General features: G+C 71.2%; 17 protein-coding genes and 1 tRNA gene. 8 read left to right on the top strand and 10 right to left on the bottom strand.

Features of this window, described 5'->3' with window-relative positions; translation table 11 throughout:
* Positions 1–56: 56 nt before the first annotated feature.
* The 4 genes from NP075_RS00180 to NP075_RS00165 form a co-directional block, all read right to left on the bottom strand.
* Positions 57–3,335 (bottom strand): DEAD/DEAH box helicase, encoded by a 3,279-nt coding sequence (locus NP075_RS00180; protein ID WP_255629112.1) that lies wholly within the window; start codon positions 3,333–3,335, stop codon positions 57–59.
* 518 nt (positions 3,336–3,853) lie between these two features.
* Positions 3,854–6,148, bottom strand: coding sequence for a hypothetical protein (locus NP075_RS00175; protein ID WP_256791338.1), 2,295 nt, complete (start codon positions 6,146–6,148; stop codon positions 3,854–3,856).
* A 259-nt stretch (positions 6,149–6,407) separates the two neighbouring features.
* Positions 6,408–6,569 carry a hypothetical protein gene (locus NP075_RS00170; RefSeq protein ID WP_227563695.1) on the bottom strand — a complete coding sequence of 54 codons (162 nt, stop codon included), beginning with the start codon at positions 6,567–6,569 and terminating at the stop codon, positions 6,408–6,410.
* Between the two features lie 608 nt (positions 6,570–7,177).
* Positions 7,178–7,260: transfer RNA gene (locus NP075_RS00165), tRNA-Leu, on the bottom strand.
* A 464-nt stretch (positions 7,261–7,724) separates the two neighbouring features.
* On the opposite strand from NP075_RS00165, the gene NP075_RS00160 reads away from it, so the two are divergent.
* From NP075_RS00160 to pknB, 7 genes are read left to right on the top strand one after another with little or no spacing between them, the layout of a single operon-like run.
* Positions 7,725–8,432, top strand: coding sequence for an FHA domain-containing protein (locus NP075_RS00160; RefSeq protein WP_227563694.1), 708 nt, complete (start codon positions 7,725–7,727; stop codon positions 8,430–8,432).
* Positions 8,433–8,441: 9 nt separating this feature from the next.
* Entirely contained in the window at positions 8,442–8,939 is a 498-nt protein-coding gene (locus NP075_RS00155) for an FHA domain-containing protein FhaB/FipA (RefSeq protein ID WP_227563693.1), read from the top strand.
* 3 nt (positions 8,940–8,942) lie between these two features.
* On the top strand, positions 8,943–10,391 hold the full coding sequence (locus NP075_RS00150; protein WP_227563692.1) for a Stp1/IreP family PP2C-type Ser/Thr phosphatase: 1,449 nt from the start codon (positions 8,943–8,945) through the stop codon (positions 10,389–10,391).
* Positions 10,391–12,016, top strand: a complete 1,626-nt coding sequence (locus NP075_RS00145; RefSeq protein ID WP_227563691.1) for an FtsW/RodA/SpoVE family cell cycle protein — start codon at positions 10,391–10,393, stop codon at positions 12,014–12,016. The genes NP075_RS00150 and NP075_RS00145 overlap by 1 nt, the downstream gene beginning before the upstream one ends.
* Entirely contained in the window at positions 12,013–13,464 is a 1,452-nt protein-coding gene (locus NP075_RS00140; RefSeq protein WP_227563690.1) for a peptidoglycan D,D-transpeptidase FtsI family protein, read from the top strand. The genes NP075_RS00145 and NP075_RS00140 overlap by 4 nt, the downstream gene beginning before the upstream one ends.
* The gene (locus tag NP075_RS00135) at positions 13,461–14,816 is read left to right on the top strand and encodes a serine/threonine-protein kinase (RefSeq protein ID WP_227563689.1); all 1,356 of its coding nucleotides are present in this window, start codon (positions 13,461–13,463) and stop codon (positions 14,814–14,816) included. The genes NP075_RS00140 and NP075_RS00135 overlap by 4 nt, the downstream gene beginning before the upstream one ends.
* Entirely contained in the window at positions 14,816–16,816 is a 2,001-nt protein-coding gene (gene pknB, locus NP075_RS00130; RefSeq protein WP_227563688.1) for a Stk1 family PASTA domain-containing Ser/Thr kinase, read from the top strand. Before NP075_RS00135 ends, pknB begins: the two co-directional genes overlap by 1 nt.
* 90 nt (positions 16,817–16,906) lie before the next feature.
* On the opposite strand, the gene NP075_RS00125 is transcribed toward pknB, so the two are convergent.
* The 4 genes from NP075_RS00125 to NP075_RS00110 all read right to left on the bottom strand — a co-directional run bounded on the left by NP075_RS00125 (position 16,907) and on the right by NP075_RS00110 (position 19,407).
* Positions 16,907–17,530, bottom strand: a complete 624-nt coding sequence (locus NP075_RS00125) for an aminodeoxychorismate/anthranilate synthase component II (protein ID WP_227563687.1) — start codon at positions 17,528–17,530, stop codon at positions 16,907–16,909.
* Positions 17,530–17,691, bottom strand: a complete 162-nt coding sequence (locus NP075_RS00120) for a hypothetical protein (RefSeq protein ID WP_227563767.1) — start codon at positions 17,689–17,691, stop codon at positions 17,530–17,532. Before NP075_RS00120 ends, NP075_RS00125 begins: the two co-directional genes overlap by 1 nt.
* A 67-nt stretch (positions 17,692–17,758) precedes the next feature.
* A complete protein-coding gene (locus NP075_RS00115; RefSeq protein WP_227563686.1) occupies positions 17,759–18,520 on the bottom strand; it encodes a class E sortase in 762 nt (253 codons plus the stop codon).
* Positions 18,517–19,407, bottom strand: coding sequence for a DUF881 domain-containing protein (locus NP075_RS00110; RefSeq protein ID WP_227563685.1), 891 nt, complete (start codon positions 19,405–19,407; stop codon positions 18,517–18,519). The genes NP075_RS00115 and NP075_RS00110 overlap by 4 nt, the downstream gene beginning before the upstream one ends.
* A 190-nt stretch (positions 19,408–19,597) precedes the next feature.
* Between NP075_RS00110 and NP075_RS00105 the strand changes: the two genes are divergently transcribed.
* The gene (locus NP075_RS00105; protein ID WP_227563684.1) at positions 19,598–19,849 is read left to right on the top strand and encodes a cell division protein CrgA; all 252 of its coding nucleotides are present in this window, start codon (positions 19,598–19,600) and stop codon (positions 19,847–19,849) included.
* A gap of 160 nt (positions 19,850–20,009) precedes the next feature.
* On the opposite strand, the gene NP075_RS00100 is transcribed toward NP075_RS00105, so the two are convergent.
* Positions 20,010–20,801 carry a rhomboid family intramembrane serine protease gene (locus NP075_RS00100; protein ID WP_227563683.1) on the bottom strand — a complete coding sequence of 264 codons (792 nt, stop codon included), beginning with the start codon at positions 20,799–20,801 and terminating at the stop codon, positions 20,010–20,012.
* 103 nt (positions 20,802–20,904) lie between these two features.
* On the bottom strand, positions 20,905–21,444 hold the full coding sequence (locus tag NP075_RS00095; protein ID WP_227563682.1) for a peptidylprolyl isomerase: 540 nt from the start codon (positions 21,442–21,444) through the stop codon (positions 20,905–20,907).
* Positions 21,445–21,452 lie beyond the last annotated feature (8 nt).

Raw genomic sequence — 21,452 nt, 5'->3', positions numbered from 1 at the left:
CGACCACTGCTGCCTTGCAGTGGTTGCCGAGCGCAGCTGCGAACGCGTGGAACCTCTCACGGCGAGGTGAGCACTCTCAGACCTCCCTTCGTGACCGCCCGAACGTACGTCTCCGCGCCCGCGAGCAGCCGCAGCTGCTCCGTCGTGCAGCCAGCAGCACTCAGACCGGGTTGAGCGATGATCGTGACAAACCGCGGGTACAGCTGTGGGGCGCGGCTGGCGAGCCGCAGCAGCGTCTCCAGGTCTCCAATCTCGAACGCGTCGCCGCCGGTGCGCCGGTAGTAGGCCCGAACTCGACGGTCGAGGTGGACGAACAAGGGGTTGAGACTGTTCGAACGCCAACGGGCACCGCGCATGGCCTGGCCGCACACTTCGTAAAGATCCGCTACTCGACCGCCGGGCAGGTCTCCGGTGGAGAACTTGCAGTGCACGAGGGTGACGATCAGCTGGTCATCCTGGACGCGCAGACCGACCAAGTCCGCAGCCTCTCCCGAACGATCGTCGTCAATCAACACGTCAAAGCTCTGCTCGGCACGAAGCACGCTGGCGACGTGCGCCTGAATCGAGTCGGGACGCCGGTGTTCACCCTGAGATTCAACGCGGATGTTCACGCCGGACCAGGGCAGTGGTTCGAGCCGATTGCGATCGAACGGATCGAGATCGCCCCGGGCACGCAGGAGCCGGTCGTCACCGGTGATCAGGACGTCGTTTGACAGAAACATCGTGGGCTTGTGATTGTTCAACCAGTCCGACAGCGGGACCACCGCCCCAGACCGGCCGACGTCGACCTCGATGTCATTGCTGACAGCCTGGTAGTGCATACCGGTCGGACCGACCGTCCCGGTATAGGCGACCTGCCAGGTCGGCGTGACGACAGAGAACCGGAACGGTCCGGTCGTACCGTGGTCCTCGATCCGGAAGTCGGCATCGAGGCTCGAGTACGACGACCCAGCGTGATGCAGACGCGGGCCGCCGGGAGCTCCGAGGTACAACTCCCACGGCCACTCCATGGCAAGAAGGTGCTCGTCCGGTCGATCCGTGAGCGCAACCGGGATGATCATGTCCCGGAAGACGTGCTTCAGGTTCACCGTCGAATCCGTGAGCCGTTCCGCCTGTCTCAGGCACCAGTCGCGCCAGGCGATCAAGCCCGTGGCAGTGCTCATCGACCAAAACCGCCCGGACATCGCAGCCGCGATCGTGACGCTGTCGCCGCCGTCGAACGCCTTGCCCGCGATGTGGGTGTTGCTCTTGTGGCCGCTCTGTGCCTCGGTCAAGGCCGTCTCGACATGGCTCCCGACGTACATGGAGAACCTGGTGTCTCGGTCAACGGCATCCAGCAACCCGACGTTCGTCGGGATGAGTCGATCGAGACCGCCGAACACCCGGAAGGTGTTCGGCCCCGTGAACAGGGTCGCGTTGCCGCCAAGAACGGCGTCCGCGAGCTGTTTATAGTCCTTGCGTGTGTCTGAGCCATGCACGAACAGCAATCCGTGACGGCGGTCGAAGAACAGCACGATAAGGTCGTATGAGAGTTCACGGAGGGTCGGCAGGTGGCCCCAGCGCAGGTCGTCGGTGTTCTCCACGACGAACCACGCGAGGCGTTCGACGCGGCTGACGCTGATGACGTCGTCCATGATCCGTTCGCCGTAGACCGCGGCCGCGGCCAGCGGGTCCCAGTCGGTTTCACTCGTGAGGAACGCGATCGCGCTCATCTTGGGCTGCAGCAGCCTGACCGGGACATCCGGAGGCGCCATGTCGAACGACGCGTCGAACTCCGAGACCTCCTCGGCGCGGGCGGTCTCCCGGTCAGTGATGTCACTCAGGACGGTGTTCCAGTCCGCATCCTCACGAAGTAGTTGGCGCATGGGCGACTGCACCATTCGAGGTTCCTGCATGACAAACACGCTCGCGGTGCCGACCCGTCTGTCCGAGGCGGTCCGCGCGACGCGGCCGACCAGCTGGATCATCGGGCTGAGAGAACGGCGCGGGTCGTGGAATGCGACCACCTTCAGCGTCGGGAGGTCGAACCCCTCGCCGAGCATGTCGACGCACACGATGATCCGGCTGCTGCCATCGCGCAACGCGGCCAGGTTGGCCTTCGCGGTCTTTTGCGGCAGGTGATCCACCAGGATCCGAGGCTGCAGGTCGCCGGCGAGCTTCTCGTACAGAGCGACGATCTCCGCGGCTCGGGCCTTGTTGGCCGCGCGGGCAAGCATGACGTGCTCCAGGCCCGCGTCCAGATCGCTCCGAAGACGAGCTACTGCAGCCTTTGCGAGTTCCTCGTCTGCGTCACCGAGCCCGACCACGGCCTTGAAGTCGATCTTGCTGAAGTACCCGTCGCGCTGTGCCTCGCGGAGCGGGAACCTGAAGATCGTCTTGCCCGGAAGCGCGCGACCATCAGTACGGAAGGGTGTCGCGGTGAACAGCAGGACAGGCCGGCCGGTGAACTCCCGCACGATCTCGGTCCACGTTTCCGCTGCGGCGTGGTGCGCCTCGTCGACGATCAGATGGGTGCATAGGCTGGTCAGAGCGACGCGGACCTCAGGGGTCGCCGCATGTAGAGCGTGTGGGGTCGTCACGATGACGTTCGTGTGCTCGACGAGTGCCGCGGCCTCGTCGGTCGTCTCGATTCGGTGGGCGACGCGGACCACACACGGGCGGAGGGCAGACGGTCTGACGACGCCAACGCTCTGCAGGATCCCCAGCGACTCGAACTTCTGCGCAACCTGATCACGGAGTACGTCCGAGGGGACGACCACGAGCACCTTGGATGGTCGCGCCGCGACCATCCAGGCAACCATGGTCTCCGTCTTGCCCGTACCTGTTGGCATTACGACGACGGCAGGGCCGTCTACCCCTGACGACTGGTATCCGATGATCGAATGCAGTGCAGCCATTTGCGGTCGACGAAGTCCGGCACCCTCGCCGGGGAGTGCGAAGGTGATCGCATCGGCGTACGACCGCGTGACGGCGTCTGGTCCAGTGTTCTCTCGGAGACCCGCCCACGACACCCGCCCAGTCGTAGGCGCGAGTACCGGGAGCACAGCCGTCAACGCGTCGCCTCGGGGACGCGCAGCACCCCGCGCCACAGCCCACGTCCCGCGGGCACTGGACGCAACCTCGTCGACGCCGATGCCACGCAGTTCGATGTCGTCGTGCTCAGGTACGAGGATCTGACGCACCTCATGGGCTCCGATGGTCACGTGCGTGGCCCACACGTTCGCTGTCGAGTACGACACGACGCCTCCCAGCTCATCGCAAGCAGGGTCTGGCTGACCTGGCTCGATGCGTGGATTGTCGCGGATCGACACGAGCCGTCCAAGGACCGGCCCCATTGGGCATACGTACGTGTTGGCCTGACGACTGACAGCCAGGGCGATCGAGCTTGTACGCGGGCCAGTGCTCGCCAAGTCGCGACACCGGTTCCACGCTCACCGTCCGGGTTGCGGCCTGAACGCAGCACCTCACCCTCCTGGGTCTGGGTCGCACTGTCCCGTACATGGACCTGGAGCTGGATCTGTAGAAGAGGCGCGCCGCCGACAGACCGAACTCAACGACGACCGACAAGGTGATCGCGGCGTCATGGCCGGACGCGGTACGCGCGAGACGTCACGGCTCGATCGGGCACTGTTGGCGTGCCGCATTGCGTTCACTCGACCACCGCGGACGGTCTGCCCCGGTCGGCATGCTGTCGTCCGGAAGCGGAGAGCGTGATGGAACATTTGGATGCAAGAGGACAGACGTCCGAGGTGCGGATCGCGTACTGGCGTTCATGGGGCTGGCAGGGCCTCCGGGCCATGATGGAGCCAAGCACTGCAAGGCGTCGCGACCGTTCAACAACCGAGTTGTGCCGTCACGTTGGCTCCTCGCTCGCGGCGATCGGCGGTGGCGGCGGTGCGAGTAACTCAACGGTCCTGAGTGCGACCGCGTGCGAGCACTCCTCGGTGAGCGCGCTCCGCACTCGTTCCACGTCCGTCTGGTTCCACTCAGTCGCGGAAGTGGCGAGGCAGACGGCGTCTGCCCTCAACAGCCTCGCAGCGAGAGCGAGTTTTCTTGCCGTCGCCTTCCGCATGGCCGCCGTCGTGCCGAGGTGGCCTGCACTCTTGGCCTCCACAACGATGACTTCGCCATCAACGTGCGCGAGGAGATCGAACTCCGCTACTGGCTTGCCATCGCGCAGAATCTCCAGCTCCGGGCAATCGTCGTAAGAGACCCTGCGCTGAGCACGCGATGCGAGTTGTTCGCCTGCCAGAAAGGGCACGGCCCCGTCCTGGTTGATGACTTCCCGCAGGGTTGAGTGGAGGTCGTACGTCCACTCCGGCTCCGCGCTCTTGGTAAGCCATGCGTGGGCATTGAGGGCGTTGGATGCGTCGCATCGCGGGCAACGAAACAACTGGCTCAGAGAGTCGACAGAGTGGAAGGAAGCTCTGCGGCAGCTTGTGCACTTCAGAATCAGCCCGCGGCGTGCGAGCTCCGCGGTGCAGAGTCGGTCCAGCAGCTCTCGCACCTCAGGGACAACTGCGTACCCAGCTGCCTTGCCGATCGCTTGAGCCGACAAGTAGGCGCGGTCGCCGTCGAGATCGACGACCCCGTCGACGTGACGCTTGCTCTTGACCCGGACCTGCGACGCTCGACGGTCGAACTGGCGGAGCGCGTGAAGGAACGGGCTGTTCACGAGGTCGGTGAGTGCCTGACGCGAACCCAGCCGAGACGCAACGAACTGCGCCCGTTGACCCGACGCCGAGTGGCGGACCGAGTGGCCCTCCCGGCCAGCCATCGCGTCAGCCCAGTCGCGTAGACCTGGGAATCGGAGGATCGGTCGCGCCAGTCGACCACTCATGACCGCTCCCGCGGCGACGAATCCCTGCGATGCTGGATTGAGCGTCGAACCAAACCGGCTCGCGCGAATAGTCGGTGGCCACTCGTTGTCTGGCGCAAGCAGCGCGCCGGGCGCCAGCCCGCGCCCCGACGGGAATGACTGCGGGCGCGTCTGCACGTCGACGAGCCAGTAGACGGAGTTCAAGATCAGTCCACTCTGCGTCGGCGTCGGCGGCATGAACGACGTCAGCGTTGTCGAAGTGCCGCCAGCGTCGACCCGGACCGGAATGGCCAACTGCGAACCGACACCCTCCTCCAGGTACCGGCTGGCCAGACCCGACTCAAGTGCGGGTGGACCGGTGGTGAACCCCTCGTGCGACCGAGGTTCGTCGTCGATCACTACGACCGGCGCGGATCGCATCAGTGCCGCGAACTGCTCCTCGACTCGGTCCGAGCTGAGCGAGGTCGAGACGAGGTTCAGCTTCTCGCCGACGTGCTCGAGGTCGAGTTGCGTCGACCGGAGGGCACCCGCGAGGTGCGCCTCAGATGAGGGATCACGAAGCACTTCATCCGGTACCCAATGCGCCGTCCGGAGCAGCACGCTGTAGATCGCGGCGAGTGCGAAGTCCGACGCGGTGTCGCCCAAGACGACCGCGATGCGATCGTGCGCGTACCCCTGGACTATCTCCGCCACGCCTGAGTCCAGGCGCGCGAACCAAGTCGGCGCTTGCTCGGGTTCGCCGTCTTCGGCCGCGCCCCCGATCACCAAGTCCGGCGGTGGCGTGGGGGCAAGCCAAGAGCGAGAGCCGAGGGCCCACTTCCACAGTTCGGTGGCCGGTGGCTCGGGGCGAGCGGATGACCCGGACCACTGTGCGGGCGGCAGCCCATGCGTGGCAGACACCCAGAGCGCTCCGTCGCTCGTCCAGCCAGGATCAGGTGCAAGCACGCGCATCGGACCGGTGGGCAAGAACCGCTCGGCCGTGACCAGCCCCGCATACGACTCGACGCCGATGCGGGACTGCAGGTCGGCGCGGTCGGGGTCGTCTCGATACGGGGACCGAAACGGCGTGCATCGCGCTGCGACCAGGAGCCGAGCGGTGTGCCCCTGTCTGGTCGGGCCCGGTACGAAGTTGGGGTTCGCCCGCAGCAACTCTGCGCGCTCATCCCCCTCGAGGAGTCCACCTCTTCCATCGCCGACCTGGACCGAACCGGGCTCCACGGCCTCGAGTTCGGCGAACGTGGGCGCGTAGAGCACGACGTGGTCGGGGTCGTACGCGGCGACAGCGTCGAGCACCAGCGCCTCGACGTGGCCATCTGAGTCGTAGGGCACGAAGACATGCCCACCTCCTGCCCACGTACTCGAGGCGGCAGCGATGGCGAGTCGAGCCCATCGCCGCCAGTTGTCGTCGCCCGAGAACAGGATCGCGACCCGCGGCGGACGCATCGCTGTCTCCAACGTCAGGAACTCGACGGCATCTATCGTCACTGCACCGTCGTACCGCATTCGCCCTGGCACCGGGGGCCTTTCGTAGGTCGTTCGAGGGCGGAGCGGGTGCTGCTACGACACCTCGCCTCGCGCACCCGACCCGTCATCCGTTGATGACGACGGGCCGCCAGGCCGCCTTCACACCGCGCCGCTTCGACTGCGTCACGAGCTCCACCGCCGCGGGAGGAGCCTGGAATGCTCCCGTGACGACCTGGGCGATGTCTGCACCCCCAACGAGCACGATCTGCCCGTCTCCGACCGTCACCGCGACCACAGCGTCACAACGGCCACGTCCAGGCGGCCACGGGCAGCAGCGGGCAGTGTCAGCCGGCCCGCGACGTATCGCGACGGGACCTCGAGCGGACTGGTCGACACACCGACGCTGGCGCAGACACGACCCGGCTCGATGCGGAAGGCGACCGCCACGTCGTCGACCCAGCCCAGCGCTGGAGCCAGCTTCGTGATCGAGAGCCGGTTCTGCGCGCGTCAAGTACGCCACACACCATGCCTCTCGTGACCCCGTCTCGCTCGGCCCACGGGGAAGACTCCTGACCTGCGGTGTGCCAAGACTGCTCACCGGCGGCGACGGGAGCGGCGGCGGTGCCGCGGATCGCGTGCAGGCGCGTCTGGGTGGCGTGGTGAGAGACAAGTCCGTGCACCATGTCCGGACTGGTCCTCGGTAGGACGGGTTCGGCAACTGCCACATCAGTCTCTGGCTCAGAGACGGCGACAAGGGATGGCTGCGCTTGGTCGTCGCCTCCGGACTGTGAGGAGCGCGGAGCGACTGACTCGGCATCCTCGCGGGAACGACAAAGAGTCGGGGACCCTGAGGTCCCCGACTCTCGGTCTCCCTGGAGAACTCCCAAGGATCTGTGCGCGAGGCGGGATTTGAACCCGCACGCCCTTTCGGACACTGGCACCTGAAGCCAGCGCGTCTGCCGTTCCGCCACTCGCGCGCGCCGCAGAACGTTAACACGCCGGAGGCCCCGCCCACGACCACCGCTCCTCCAGAACCTCACCCGCAGGCGCCCACTGCTCACCCGGCGGCGACCCGCTCCGCCGACCAGTGGTCACCACCGAGCCCAAGCACGCGACCACTGGTCACTTGGCCCCACCTCCAGCACCCACATCCCCTCCCAACTGACCAGTGGTCACCACCGAGCCACCGCACGCGACCACTGGTCACTCGGGCCCACCACCAGCACCCCGCACCCCCTCCCCACCGACCACTGGTCACCACCGACCGGGCAGACCTCCCCCCGCCGATACGCGCCGCGCGCACCTCGTCACCCCCACGGGCACCCGTCCAGGCCATGGCACGGATACCATCGACGCGGACCGTCGTCGCACCGCGTCGCACGAGCCGACGAGCACGTGGGACGGGCCTACCGGCCCGACCGTCAGCGGGAGGGAGGTGGCCGTGGGATTCCTCGACAAGTTCGAGAACGGTGTGGAGCGCGTCGTCAACAACGCGTTCGCCCGTGCCTTCCGCAGCGAGGTCAAGCCCATCGAGCTCGCCGACGCGCTGCGCCGTGAGCTGGACGACCGGGCCGCCGTGGTCGGCCGCGACCGCACGGTGGTGCCCAACGAGTTCACCATCGAGCTGTCCACGCCGGACTACGACCAGGTCGAGGCGTGGGGCGCCGAGGCGCTGGCGGAGGAGCTGGCGGCCAACGTCACCGAGCACGCCGGCAGCCAGCACTACGCGTTCGTCGGGCCCGTGACCGTCTCCTTCAGCGAGAACACGGAGCAGGACGCCGGCCGGTTCGCCGTCCACAGCGCGACGGTGCGCGGTGCGGTGGCCCCCGCGACCAACGCGGCACCCAGCCCGCGCCACCCGCTGATCGACATCGACGGGCAGCGGTACATCCTCACCGGCCCGGTCACGGTCATCGGCCGCGGCTCGGAGGCGGACATCATCGTCGACGACCCCGGCGTTTCGCGCCGCCACCTGGAGATCCGGGTGACGCCCGACGGCGTCGTCGCGAGCGACATGGGCTCCACCAACGGCCTGTTCGTCGAGGGGCACCAGGTGCCCGCGGCGACGCTGCTGGACGGCAACACCCTGACCATCGGGCGCACCCGGATCCTGTTCTGGACCGGGGGCGACGCGGACGTGGACGAGTGATGCCGCGGCATGAGTGAGCTCACGATCACCCTGCTGCGCCTGGGGTACCTCGCGCTGCTGTGGTTCCTCGTCCTGTCGGCGATCACGGTGCTGCGCCGCGACCTGTACGGCACGCGGATCATCGACCGGCGCCGCGCGCCCGGCAAGGCCGCGCCCGCGGGCGACGCTCCCGCCGCCGACACGCCCCGTGCCCCCCGGCGCAGCCGCAGCAACGGCGGACCCACCCGGCTCGTCGTCACCGAGGGCCCGCTGCGCGGCACGACGCTGCCGCTGGGCTCGTCGGCCGTCCTCGTGGGCCGCGCACCGAGCTGCACGCTCGTCCTCGACGACGACTACTCGTCCTCACGCCACGCGCGGATCTTCCCCCAGGGCGACCGCTGGTTCGTCGAGGACCTGGGCTCGACGAACGGCACGTTCGTCGGCGAGCAGCGCGTCGACCAGCCCACGCCCGTCCCGACCGGCACCCCCGTGCGCGTCGGGCAGAGCCTCCTCGAGCTGCAGAGGTAGCGCGTGACGGTCGCCCTCCGCTACGCCGCGCGCTCCGACGTCGGCCTCGTGCGCTCCGACAACCAGGACTCCGCCTACGCCGGCCCCCACCTGCTGGTCGTCGCCGACGGCATGGGCGGCCACGCGGGCGGTGACGTCGCCTCGTCCGTCGCGGTCGCCGCGCTCGCGCCCCTGGACGGGGAGTCGCACGGCCCCGACGACGCCCTGGACGAGCTCGAGACCGCCCTCGACGACGCACGCTCCGAGATCATCGCGCGCAGCGACGCCGAGCCGGACCTGGCCGGCATGGGCACGACCGTCACGGCGATCCTGCGCGCGGGCAACAAGCTGGCCATGGTGCACCTGGGCGACTCGCGTGGCTACCTGTTCCGCGACGGCACGCTCACGCAGGTCACCGCCGACCACACGTTCGTGCAGCACCTGGTCGACACGGGCCGCATCACGCCCGAGGAGGCCGAGCACCACCCCCAGCGGTCGGTCGTCATGCGGGTCCTCGGCGACTTCGACACCGACGTGACCGCCGACCTCTCGGTCCGTGAGGCGCGGCCGGGCGACCGGTGGCTGCTGTGCTCCGACGGGCTGTCCGGGTACGTCTCGGCGGAGACCATCGCCGAGACGCTCGCGGAGATCGAGGACGTCGACGCCTGCGCGGACCGGCTCGTCCAGCTGGCGCTGCGCGCCGGTGGCCCGGACAACGTGACGGTCGTGCTCGCGGACGTCGTCGAGCTGGACGACCTGCCCGACGGTGCGATGCCGTCGACCGCGAGCGCGGTGGTCGGTGCGGCCGCGGTGAGCCGCAACCGGCCGTCGGCTGCCGCGGACGGGCCCGCGGCCCGCGCCGCGCGGCTGTCGCACCGTGCGCGCACGTCCGCCGGCCCGCGCGACGACGAGGACGGCCGCGACGAGGACCCCGCGGACGACGACGCCGCGCGACCCGTGACCACGGCCCCGCGCGACGACAGCCCCGACGACGAGGACGAGGACGAGCCCCTCGCGCCGTCCCCCCGCCGCCGCGGGCTCGCGCTCACGTGGGTCACCGTGGGGATCGCCCTCGTCGCGGCCGTCGCCGGCGGCTACGCCTGGACCCAGACGCAGTACTTCGTGGGCGCCCCGGACGGCACCGTCGCGGTGTACCGGGGCATCCCGCAGTCCCTCGGACCGTTGGACCTCGCCTCGCTGGTCGAGACGTCGGAGGTCTCCGTCGACGAGCTGCCCGGCTACCTGCGTGAGCGCGTCGAGCAGACGATCACCGCGGGGTCCCTCGCCGAGGCGCGCCGCCTGGTCGAGATGCTCGCGGACGACGTCGCCGACGACGAGCCGGCGCCCACCCCGTCCGTGACGCCACCCCCGACCCCCGCACCCGTCGACCCCGCCGTCACCGCCCCCGCCGCACCTACCCCCGCCGCCGGTGGGCCGACCCCGGGCCTCCCAACGGTCGCGCCCGCGCTGTGATGGCCAGCGTCCAGCCCCACCGGGTCCGCCCCGGGCGCGGGACCGAGCTGCTGCTGCTCGTCCCGGCGCTCGGCATCGGCATCGCCGGGTACGTCCTGGCCGGCCTGGGTGCGACCGGTGCGGTGCCCCCGCACGTCGTCGCGTACGCGGTCGGCACCACGGTCCTGGCGTTCGCGGTGCACGTCGTGCTGCGCCTGCGGGCGCCGTACGCGGACCCGGTGATCCTGCCCGTCGTCGTCGCGCTCAACGGCATCGGCCTGGCGATGATCTACCGGATCTCGATCGCGTACGCGGCCCGCGACCGGTCCGACGCGGACATCGCCGACCGCCAGCTCGCGTGGACGGCGATCTCGGTCGCCCTGGCGATCGCGGTGCTGCTCCTGCTGCGGGACCACCGCACGCTGCGGCGCTACACGTACACCGCCATGGTCGTCGGTCTCGTGCTCATCGTGCTGCCCCTGGTCCCGGGCCTGGGGCAGACGATCAACGGCGCCCGGATCTGGGTGCGCGTCGGGCCCGTCGGCATGCAGCCCGCGGAGTTCGCGAAGATCGCCCTCGCCGTGTTCTTCGCCGGCTACCTCGTCACGCACCGCGACACCCTGGCCCTGGCGGGCAAGCGGGTCCTCGGGCTGCAGCTGCCGCGGGCGCGCGACCTGGGACCGATCCTGCTGGTGTGGGCGGCGTCGCTCGCGGTCCTCGTGCTGCAGCGCGACCTGGGGACGTCGCTGCTGTTCTTCGGCCTGTTCGTCGCGGTGCTGTACCTGGCGACGGAGCGCACGTCGTGGATCGTCATCGGCCTCGTGCTGTTCGTCGGCGGTGCCGCCCTCGCGGCAGCGACGTTCGGCCACGTGGGCGCACGGTTCGACGTGTGGCTGCACGCGCTCGACGACGACGTCTTCCGGCGCGAGATCGGCGGCTCCGGCCAGCTGGTGTACGGGCTGTTCGGCATGGCCAGCGGCGGCCTGTTCGGCACCGGGCTGGGTCAGGGACGGCCCGACCTCGTGCCGTTCGCGTACTCGGACTTCATCGTCGCGGCCCTGGGCGAGGAGCTGGGCCTGACGGGCCTCATCGCGATCCTCCTGCTGTACACGGTGCTCGTGGAGCGGGGTCTGCGCACCGCCATCGGCGTGCGCGACGGGTTCGGCAAGCTGCTCGCGGGCGGTCTGTCCTTCGTCATCGCGTTCCAGCTGTTCGTGGTCGTCGGCGGAGTGACCCGCCTCATCCCGCTGACGGGTCTGACGACGCCGTTCCTCGCCTACGGCGGGTCGTCCCTCGTCGCCAACTGGATCATCGCGGCCCTGCTGCTGCGCGTCTCCGACGAGGCCCGCCGCCCGGTGCCCGTGGTCCGCGCGATCGCGACGCCGGACATCGGCGTCCCGGTGTCGTCGCCCGGACGGACGCGGCCCGCCGGCAACGGCCGCAGCACGGGCCGCAGCACCGGCCGCACGGGGACCCCCGTCGGGGGGACGCCCGTGGTGGACGCGCCACCGGTGCGCACCTCGGGCGTGACGCCTCCCGCGCGGACGGGTCCGGACCCGGACGACCGGCCCACCGAGCACGTCGGACCCGACGTCCCGGACCGCGACCACCCGCCCGTCGAGCCGCCGGGAGGTGAGAGCCGGTGAACACCCCGCTGCGTCGCCTCGCGACGATCACCCTCGTCATGTTCGTCGCGCTCATGGGCGCGGCCACCTGGGTGCAGTTCTTCCAGGCGGAGTCGCTCAACACCGACCCCCGCAACGTGCGCATGCTCTACCGCGAGCACGGCAACGCCCGTGGCCCCATCGTCGCCGGCGGCGAGGCCATCGCGGTCTCCGTGCCCGTCGACGACCCGTTCGGCTACCAGCGGACGTACCCGCAGGGCGACCTGTACTCGGCGGTCACGGGGTTCTACTCGATCGCGAACGGCAGCACGCAGCTCGAGAAGGCCGAGAACGACCAGCTCACCGGCCGCTCGGACCAGCTGTTCTTCACGCGCATCCGCGACCTGCTGACGGGCAAGAAGCCCGAGGGCGCGGCGGTCGAGACGACGATCCTGCCCGCCGCGCAGCAGGCCGCGCGCGAGGCGATCGGCGACCAGGAGGGCGCGGTCGTCGCCGTCGAGCCGTCGACGGGCCGGATCCTCGCGCTCGTGTCGACGCCCGGCTTCGACCCCAACGCCCTGGCCGTGCACTCCACCAGCGAGGCCGCCGCCCAGTACCGCGCGCTCGACGAGGCCCAGGGCAACCCGCTGCGCTCGAAGGTCATCCAGGAGCGGTTCGCGCCCGGCTCGACGTTCAAGCTCGTCACCGCCGCCGCGGCGCTGGAGTCGGGCAGCTACACGTCCGAGACGCTCGTGCCGTCCCCGGTCGAGCTCCCGCTGCCGCAGACGAGCGCGACCATCGGCAACTTCGGCGGGAGCAGCTGCGGGGGTGAGCAGGTCACCCTGGCCGACGCGCTGCGGATCTCCTGCAACACCGCGTTCGCGAGCCTCGGGATGACCCTCGGTGAGGACGCGATGCGCGAGCAGTCGGAGCGCTTCGGCTTCCTCGACCCGGACCTGACGGTGCCCATGGAGGTCGTGGAGTCGGTGTTCCCGAGCGACCTGGACCCCGCGATGCTCGCGCAGTCCGCGATCGGGCAGCGCGACGTGCAGGCGACCCCGCTGCAGATGGCCATGGTCTCCTCGGCGATCGCGAACGGCGGGCGCCTCATGACGCCGTACCTCGTCGACACGGTCCGCGCCGCCGACCTCACGGTCGTCTCCCGGACCCGGCCCCAGGTGTACTCGGACGCCGTGTCGGCGTCCACCGCGAGCCAGCTGACGCAGATGATGGTGGGTGTGGTCGAGTCCGGCTCCGGACGCTCCGCCCGCATCGACGGTGTGCAGGTCGCGGGCAAGACGGGCACGGCCCAGACCACCGAAGGGCAGGCCCCGCACGCCTGGTTCACCGCGTTCGCGCCGGCGGACGCACCGCGGGTGGCGGTCGCCGTGATCGTCGAGAACGGCGGGAACCTGGGTAACGAGGCGACCGGCGGTGCCGTCGCCGCGCCGATCGCGCGGGCCGTCATCGAGGCGGTGCTCGCGTCATGAGGACGGCACCGGGTGTCGCGCTGGGCGGTGGCCGCTACCGGCTGCTGCGTCGCATCGCCGTCGGCGGCATGGGTGAGGTGTGGGAGGCGAACGACGACTCCCTCGCCCGGGCGGTCGCCGTCAAGGTGCTGCGCAACGAGTTCGCCGGCGACGCGGGCTTCCTCGAGCGGTTCCGCACCGAGGCGCGCAACTCCGCAGCGCTGCACCACCCGCACATCGCCGCGCTCTTCGACTACGGCGAGCAGGACGGGTCGGCGTACCTGGTCATGGAGCTCGTCGTCGGGGAGCCGTTGTCCGACCTCCTCGAGCGCGAGCCGGTGCTGGCGCCGCGGCGGCTGCTGCCGGTGCTGGCCCAGACGGCCCGCGGTCTGCACGCGGCGCACCTGGCCGGGGTGGTCCACCGCGACGTCAAGCCGGGCAACATCCTGCTGGCGCGCTCCGGCAAGGTGAAGATCACCGACTTCGGCGTGTCGCTGGCTGCCGACCAGAAGACCATGACGGCCACCGGCATGGTCATGGGCACGGCGCAGTACCTGTCGCCCGAGCAGGCCGTCGGCCGCCCGGCGACCCCCCTGTCGGACCTGTACTCGCTCGGTGTCGTCGCGTACGAGGCGCTGGCGGGCCGGCGCCCGTTCACGGGGCCGACGGCCGTCGACATCGCCGTCGCGCACGTCAACGACCCGGTCCCGCCGCTGCCCGCGACGGTCGAAAGGCGCCTCGCGGCCCTGGTGATGCGGCTGCTGTCGAAGGAGCCGTCGGAGCGTCCCGCGTCGGGCGAGGAGCTGGCCGGGCTGCTGGACCGCCTGGTGCCGCAGACGCCGCCGTCCGGGGTCGCGGTGCTGGTCAGCAAGCCGACACGCGCCCAGGACCGCCGGAGCCCGGCCGCGCCGCGCACCGCGCCCGACCGGCCCGCGCAGCACGTCGGCACGCCCGGCGCAGCCCCGTCCCACCTCCCCGCCGGGGACGACGCACCCCCGTCGTACCCCCCGTCGCGCCGGGAGCGCGCGGGCCGCGCACCGGCCCACGACGAGAGCACGCGGCGTGGCCGGCACGGCTCACCGCCGGCACGTCCGCTCGACGCGGCGACCACCTGGGTCCGCCGGCTGCGGCTGCCCCTGGTCACGCTGGTCCTGGTGCTCGTCGCCCTGCTCGGTGCTGCGCTGGCCGACCGGCTCCTGGGTGCCGCCCCCGCCGACCCGCGCGGGCAGGCGGTGACCGCCGAGTACCCTCGTGGCGGCCTGCAGGGTGGGATGATCGCCGCAGAACCGACCCGGGACGGCGATGCCGTCCCCACAGACGGGACACGGGCACACACCGATGGCCCGCGACCGACGGAAGTGAAGGACCTCTAGTGGTGGACGACGGATCCCGCATCCTTGCCGGCAGGTACGAGGTCGGCGAGCTCATCGGGCGCGGCGGCATGGCCGAGGTGCACATCGGGCACGACACGCGACTGGGACGCACGGTCGCCATCAAGATCCTGCGCTCCGACCTCGCCCGCGACCCCTCGTTCCAGAACCGGTTCCGGCGCGAGGCGCAGTCGGCCGCGGCGCTCAACCACCCTGCGATCGTCGCCGTGTACGACACGGGCGAGGACGTCTTCACCGAGCCCACCGGCACGGTGGCGCACGTGCCGTTCATCGTCATGGAGTACGTCGAGGGCCACACGGTGCGCGACATCCTGCGCGACGGGCACGCCGTGCCCATCGACGAGGCCGTCGAGATCACCGCGGGCGTGCTGTCCGCGCTGGAGTACTCGCACCACGCGGGCATCGTGCACCGTGACATCAAGCCGGCGAACGTCATGATCACGCCGACGGGCGCGGTGAAGGTCATGGACTTCGGCATCGCCCGCGCCGTCGCTGACTCCGCCGCCACCATGACGCAGACGCAGGCCGTCATCGGCACCGCGCAGTACCTCTCGCCCGAGCAGGCGCGCGGCGAGCAGGTCGACACCCGCTCCGACCTGTACTCCACGGGCTGCCTGCTGTTCGAGCTGCTCACGGGTCGGCCGCCGTTCGTCGGCGACTCCCCCGTCGCCGTCGCGTACCAGCACGTGCGCGAGATCCCGCCGGTCCCCAGCACCATCGCCTCCGACGTCCCCGAGGCCCTGGACCGCATCACCCTCAAGGCGCTCGCCAAGGAGCGGGACGCCCGCTACTCGACGGCCGCCGAGTTCCGCTCCGACCTCGAGGCCGTCCTGCGCGGCGGTCACGTCAACGCCCCCTCCGTGGGCGCGGCCCTCGCGGCCGTGCCCGCCACCGAGGCGACCCAGGTCATGGCACCGCCCGTGGCGACGACCCAGGCGATGCCGCCCGCGTCGGCCCCGTGGGGTGCCACCGGGCTGGCGACCGCCACGTCGGACCAGGAAGCGGACGAGGAGGAGCGCAAGCGGCCCTGGCTCATCTGGGTCCTCGCCGCCGTGGCGCTGCTGGCCGTGGGCGGGATCATCTGGGCGGTCGTGGCGAACAGCGGCCCGCCGCCCGCGACGACGGTCCCGGTCCCGAACGTCGAGGGTCTGTCCGAGGCCGAGGCGCTGCAGGAGATCCGTGACGCGGACCTCCTCCCCAAGCCACTCCAGGAGCCCAGCGACCTCGCGGCAGGCCTCGCGACCCGCACGGACCCGGTGGCGGGCACGGACGTGGCCAAGGAGTCCGAGGTCAGGGTCTACATCTCGACCGGTCCGGCCGAGGTCACCGTCCCGGACGTGACGGGCATGACCGAGGCGGAGGCGGCCGCGGCTCTCGAGGCCGTGAACCTCAAGGTGTCGCCGACGCGGCAGAAGGAGGACGTCGCGACCGTCGAGGAGGGCCGGGTCACCAAGACCGAACCGGCCGCGAACAGCCCTGCCAAGCCCGGCGACTCGGTCACGCTGTTCGTGTCGTCCGGCAACGTCATGGTCCCGAACGTCACGGGCCAGAACGTCGAGGTCGCGACGGAGGCCCTGGCCGCCGTCAACCTGCGCGTCAACACCCGCGAGGTCGAGTCGACGGAGCCCGAGGGCAACGTGGTCTCCCAGGACCGCGCGGAGGGCGACATCGTGCCGCAGGGCACGGTCATCAACCTCTCCGTCGCGGCGCCGCCGAGCACCGCCGTCGTCCCGACGAACCTGCGGGGCCTGAGCTACGACGCGGCCGTGCAGGCCCTCCAGGCCGTCGGGCTGACCAACGTCAAGCGTGAGGACGTGGAGTCCGACGAGGCGGCCAACACCGTCGTGTCGTCCGACCCGGGCGGCGGGACGCAGATCGCCAAGGAGCAGCAGGTCACGCTGCGCGTCGCCCGCGGACCGCGGGGCGGCGGGGGCGGGCAGCCCTCCCCGACCGCGTCACCCACGCAGCCCGCCGACGACTGACGACGCACGACCGACGACGCACGGACGCGAACGCCCCCGGCCGCGAGGCTCGGGGGCGTTCGTGCTCAGTGCGTACGTGCGCGGCGTCGCTCAGAGCCGGACGAGCGGGTGCAGCCCTTCCGAGCGCTCGACGGCGTCGGTGGCGCCGCACAGCTCGAGCCAGTTCGCGAGCAGGCGGTGGCCGCCCTCGGTGAGCACCGACTCGGGGTGGAACTGCACGCCGTGCAGCGGCAGCTCGCGGTGCTGCAGGCCCATGATGATCCCGTTCGCGCGGGCCGTGACGACCAGCTCGTCGGAGAACGTCCCGTCGACGACGGCCAGCGAGTGGTAACGCGTCGCCGTGAACGGCACGGGCAGCCCCGCGAGGACGCCCTGGCCGCCGTGCTCGACCTCGCTCGTCTTGCCGTGCATCAGCTCGGGCGCGTGCGTCACGGTCCCGCCGAAGACCTCGCCGAGGGCCTGGTGGCCGAGGCAGACGCCGAGCATGGGGGTGCCGGCGGCCGCGCAGTCGCGGATCACCTGCGTGCTGGCGCCGGCGGCGGCCGGGGCGCCGGGCCCGGGTGAGACGAGGACGCCGTCGTACCCCGCCCGCTCGGCCGCCGACGGGACGGCGTCGTTGCGGACGACCTCCGTCTTGGCACCGAGCTGGTCGAGGTAGCCGACGATCGTGTAGACGAACGAGTCGTAGTTGTCGACGACCAGGATCCGCGTCATCACTCACCCACCGTGGTCTCGTTGAAAGGCATGTAGGGCGCCACCGCGGGGTAGACCCACAGGAAGCACGCGGCCAGCGCGGCTGCGGCCAGCAGCACGGCGAGCACCAGGCGCACGGGCGTCGGGCCCGGCAGGTGCCGCCACAGCCATCCGTACATCATGTGCCTCCCGTCGTCGTGCGCCCAGCCCGGTCCCGACTGGCGGTCACCCGCGCTGTCACCCGAGCCGTCACCCGAGCAGCTCGGCGGGCGTGCCGTCGGCCGTCGCCGCCCAGTACTCGAAGACGCCGTGGACGACGTACCGCTCGCGCGCCGAGAACATCGGGTGGCACGTCGTCAGGGTGATGAACCGCTCCGTCGGTGCGACGCCCGGCTCGTTGGGCACCGGCGCGATCACGCGCACGTCCTTCGGCAGGACGACCTCCGTCGACGTCACCCGGTACACGTACCAGGCGTCGGTGGTCCACACGACGAGCGGGTCGCCGACCTGCAGCTCCTCGATGCGGTTGAACGGCTTGCCGAACGTCACGCGGTGACCGGCGAGCGCGAGGTTGCCGACGCCGCCCGGCATGGCCGTGCCCTCGTAGTGGCCGATGCCGAGCACGTCGAGCACGGTGCGGCGGTCCGTCCCCTGGCTGATGGGGCGCGCCGGCTCGCCCACCCAGCGCGGCACGGTCAGCGTCGCGAAGGACGCGGCGTGCGCCGGCTCCGCGAGCACGGGCGGCTCGCCGGGCTGCGGCTCGGCCACGCCGTCGTCGCGCTCCACGGTGGCCGTCGGCGCGCCGAGGTCCCGCACGATCTCCGCCTGCGCGCGGTCCCCCTCGACGTCGGTCCACCACAGCTGCCACACGAGGAACCCCAGCAGCAGCACGCCGAGCGTGATGAGCAGCTCGCCCAGCACCCCGATCGCGCCGTACGCGACCGACGCACCCCGGCGCGGGCGCGACGTGCGGGCGTGCGCCGGCGGGAGCACCACGCGCGGCGTGGTCACAGGCGTCTCCCCGCGGGCGCGGACGACGGCACGGTGACGACGGGCGCGGCCGGCTGCGGCCCGCCGGCCTTCGCGTCGTCACCGCCGTCCGTCGGCACCGTCGGCGCCGGGGCGGGCAGGCCGGGGAGCACCTCGACGTCGTCGGGCACCTGCGCCCAGGACAGCTCCGTCGCGCCGGAGTACGCGGGCAGCTCGACGCTGTCGCGGTCCTCGACCTCCCAGCCCAGCCCGAGCTCCCCCGCGTCGCGCACGTAGCTGCGGACGGCGGGGTCCTCCCCCAGCGCGTTGCGGAGCTGACCGGGGTCCCCGACGACGGTGATGACGAACGGCGGCGAGTACATGCGCCCGTGCAGCCGCAGCACGTTGCCCTGGCACTGCACGCCGGTCGTCGACACGACGCGCTGGTCCATGAGGCCCATCGCCTCGGCCCCGCCGGCCCACAGGGCGTTCATGACGGACTGGATGTCCTGCTGGTGCACGACCAGCAGGTCCGCGTTGACGTCGTCGCGCCGCGTGTCGACCGGGGCGTCGTCGAGCGAGACGACGAGACCGCGCCCGGTGACGGGTGACGAGCCGGCGGCGACGACCTCGCCGGGGTCGGGGGCGACCTCGGGACGCCCCGCCAGCGCGTTCTGCTCGGCGGTGAGCGCCTCCACCTCGGCCCGCAGCTCGTCGACCTCGGCGGACAGCCGCTCGACCGTCGCCGCCTGCTGCTGCGTGAGCTCCTGGAGGTCCTGCGGGTGCCGCGCGTCGTCCGCGCCGGCGCTGCGGGCGTTGACGGTGAAGAGCATCCCGGACATCCCCAGGACGAGCCCCACGGCACCGGCGCCGCGAGCCAGACCGCGGCGGCGCGGTCCGCGGCTCGGTGGGGTGGCGTTCTCGGGCACAGCCACTCCCTCCGCACGGTCCCCGCACGGCCCGCGGGACGACAGCACTACGCTAGGTCACGTTCGGCGGCACGCCGACACCGGTGAGCAGGTCGATCACGCCGGACACCCGGTCGGCGCACGCGCGGTCGACCCGGTGGTGTCGATGCCACGCCCGCTCACCGCACCGTCGCAGACAGGAGCCCCGCCCGTGCCCGAGTCGAAGCCGCGCAAGAAGGCGACGTACACCCCGCCGCCGACGAAGGCGTCCGCGCCCAAGCCGCTGCCGCGCTGGTTCCTGCCCGTGTCACTGGGCCTGATGATCCTCGGCCTCATCTGGCTGGTGGTCACGTACCTGTCCCCCGGTGCCGGCTACCCGGTCCCCGGGATCGGCCAGTGGAACCTCGCCATCGGCTTCACGATCATCATCGTGGGCTTCGGCATGCTGACCCGCTGGCGCTGACGTCCCCGGCGTCCGCCGACGACCCTCACGAGGCTGTGTGCACCGCGCGTGCACACAGCCTCGTCCACAACCGGCCACGTTCGGTGTCCACAGGCGGTGCACAGACCTGTGGAAAACTACACCGGTGTAATTCCACAGGTGTGAGCAACTCTGGGGAGCGTCACGCCAGCCCGTAGGCGGCGTACATCGACCACGTGGCGCCGACCAGCACGACGAGCGTCACCAGCGGTGCCGCCCACCCCACCAGCCCTCGCCGCTCCCGCGGGGCGTACGCGAACGCGGCCCCCAGGAGTGCTCCGACGAGGAGCCCGCCGAGGTGCGCCTGCCAGGCGATCCCCGGCAGCACGAAGCCGAGCACGCCGTTGAGGACGATGATGCCGAGGATGGGTCCCGCGTCGCGTCCCATGCGGCGGAGCACCACCAGGACCGCGCCGAAGAGGCCGAACACGGCCCCGGAGGCGCCGACCATCGGCGTCAGCCACGTGCCGGTCGCGGGTGCCAGCAGCACGGCACCCACCGAGCCGCCGAGCGCGCTGAGCAGGTAGAGCGTCGCGAACCGCGCACGCCCGAGGGTGCTCTCGAGGTACGGCCCCACCATCCACAGCGCGATCATGTTGAACAGGATGTGGAACACCTGGCCCGGCGAGTGCAGGAACGCCGCCGTCAGGAAGCGCCACGGCTCCACCGAGCCCGCCACCGGGCTGAACGCCCACCGGGACGTCCAGGCCGGCACGGTCAGCTGCAGCAGGTACGACACCGCGCACAGCCCGATGAACGTCAGCGTGACGACGGGGCGCCCGCCGCGCACGCGCCCACCGAGGACGGTGCGCCCGTCACGCGCGCCCTGCGCCGCCTGCGCCACGCAGTCGACGCAGTGCACGCCGACCGGTGCGGGGCGCTGGCACTCCGGGCACGCCGGGCGCCCGCACCGCTGGCACCGCACGTAGGCCACGCGGTCCGGGTGGCGCGGGCAGACCGGAGGCTGCGCCGCGTCGTCACCCGGCACAGCGGGCGGCCCCGCGACGGGGCCGCCCGGCACGTGGGAACCGCTGATCTCAGTCCTCCACCGTGATCGACGTGATGGTGACGTCCTCGACCGGACGGTCGCCCGGACGCGTGCGCACGGCGGCGATGGCGTCGACGACCTTGCGGCTCTCCTCGTCCGCGACCTTGCCGAAGATCGTGTGCTTGCCGTTCAGCCACGTCGTCGGGGCGACGGAGATGAAGAACTGCGAGCCGTTGGTCCCGCCGACCTTGCCGGTCACGGGGTTGAGCTGCTTGCCGGCGTTGGCCATGGCGAGCAGGTACGGCTCGGAGAAGGTCAGCTCGGGGTGGATCTCGTCGTCGAACTGGTAGCCCGGGCCGCCGCGGCCGGTGCCGAGCGGGTCCCCGCCCTGGATCATGAATCCGGGGATCACCCGGTGGAAGACGACGCCCGAGTACAGGGGGTCCGTGCGGGGCGCGCCGGTGGACGGGTCGGTCCACTCGATGGTGCCCTTCGCCAGCCCGACGAAGTTCTCGACGGTGCGCGGCGTGTGGTTCTCGTAGAGCTCGACCCGGATGTCACCGGCGGACGTGTGGATGGTCGCGAACATGCCTCCAG

This window comes from Cellulomonas wangsupingiae (assembly GCF_024508275.1).
GTDB lineage: Bacteria > Actinomycetota > Actinomycetes > Actinomycetales > Cellulomonadaceae > Cellulomonas > Cellulomonas wangsupingiae.
Note: the sequence above shows the minus strand (reverse complement) of the source record. Positions and strands in the feature narration are given on the sequence as shown.

Excerpts from the sequence above, each read along its gene's own strand:
- NP075_RS00145 (WP_227563691.1), top strand. The coding sequence starts at position 10,391 with ATGGCCAGCGTCCAGCCCCACCGGGTCCGCCCCGGGCGCGGGACCGAG.
- NP075_RS00180 (WP_255629112.1), bottom strand. The coding sequence starts at position 3,335 with ATGGGGCCGGTCCTTGGACGGCTCGTGTCGATCCGCGACAATCCACGC.
- NP075_RS00125 (WP_227563687.1), bottom strand. The coding sequence starts at position 17,530 with ATGACGCGGATCCTGGTCGTCGACAACTACGACTCGTTCGTCTACACG.
- NP075_RS00135 (WP_227563689.1), top strand. The coding sequence starts at position 13,461 with ATGAGGACGGCACCGGGTGTCGCGCTGGGCGGTGGCCGCTACCGGCTG.
- NP075_RS00095 (WP_227563682.1), bottom strand. The coding sequence starts at position 21,444 with ATGTTCGCGACCATCCACACGTCCGCCGGTGACATCCGGGTCGAGCTC.
- NP075_RS00155 (WP_227563693.1), top strand. The coding sequence starts at position 8,442 with ATGAGTGAGCTCACGATCACCCTGCTGCGCCTGGGGTACCTCGCGCTG.
- NP075_RS00120 (WP_227563767.1), bottom strand. The coding sequence starts at position 17,691 with ATGATGTACGGATGGCTGTGGCGGCACCTGCCGGGCCCGACGCCCGTG.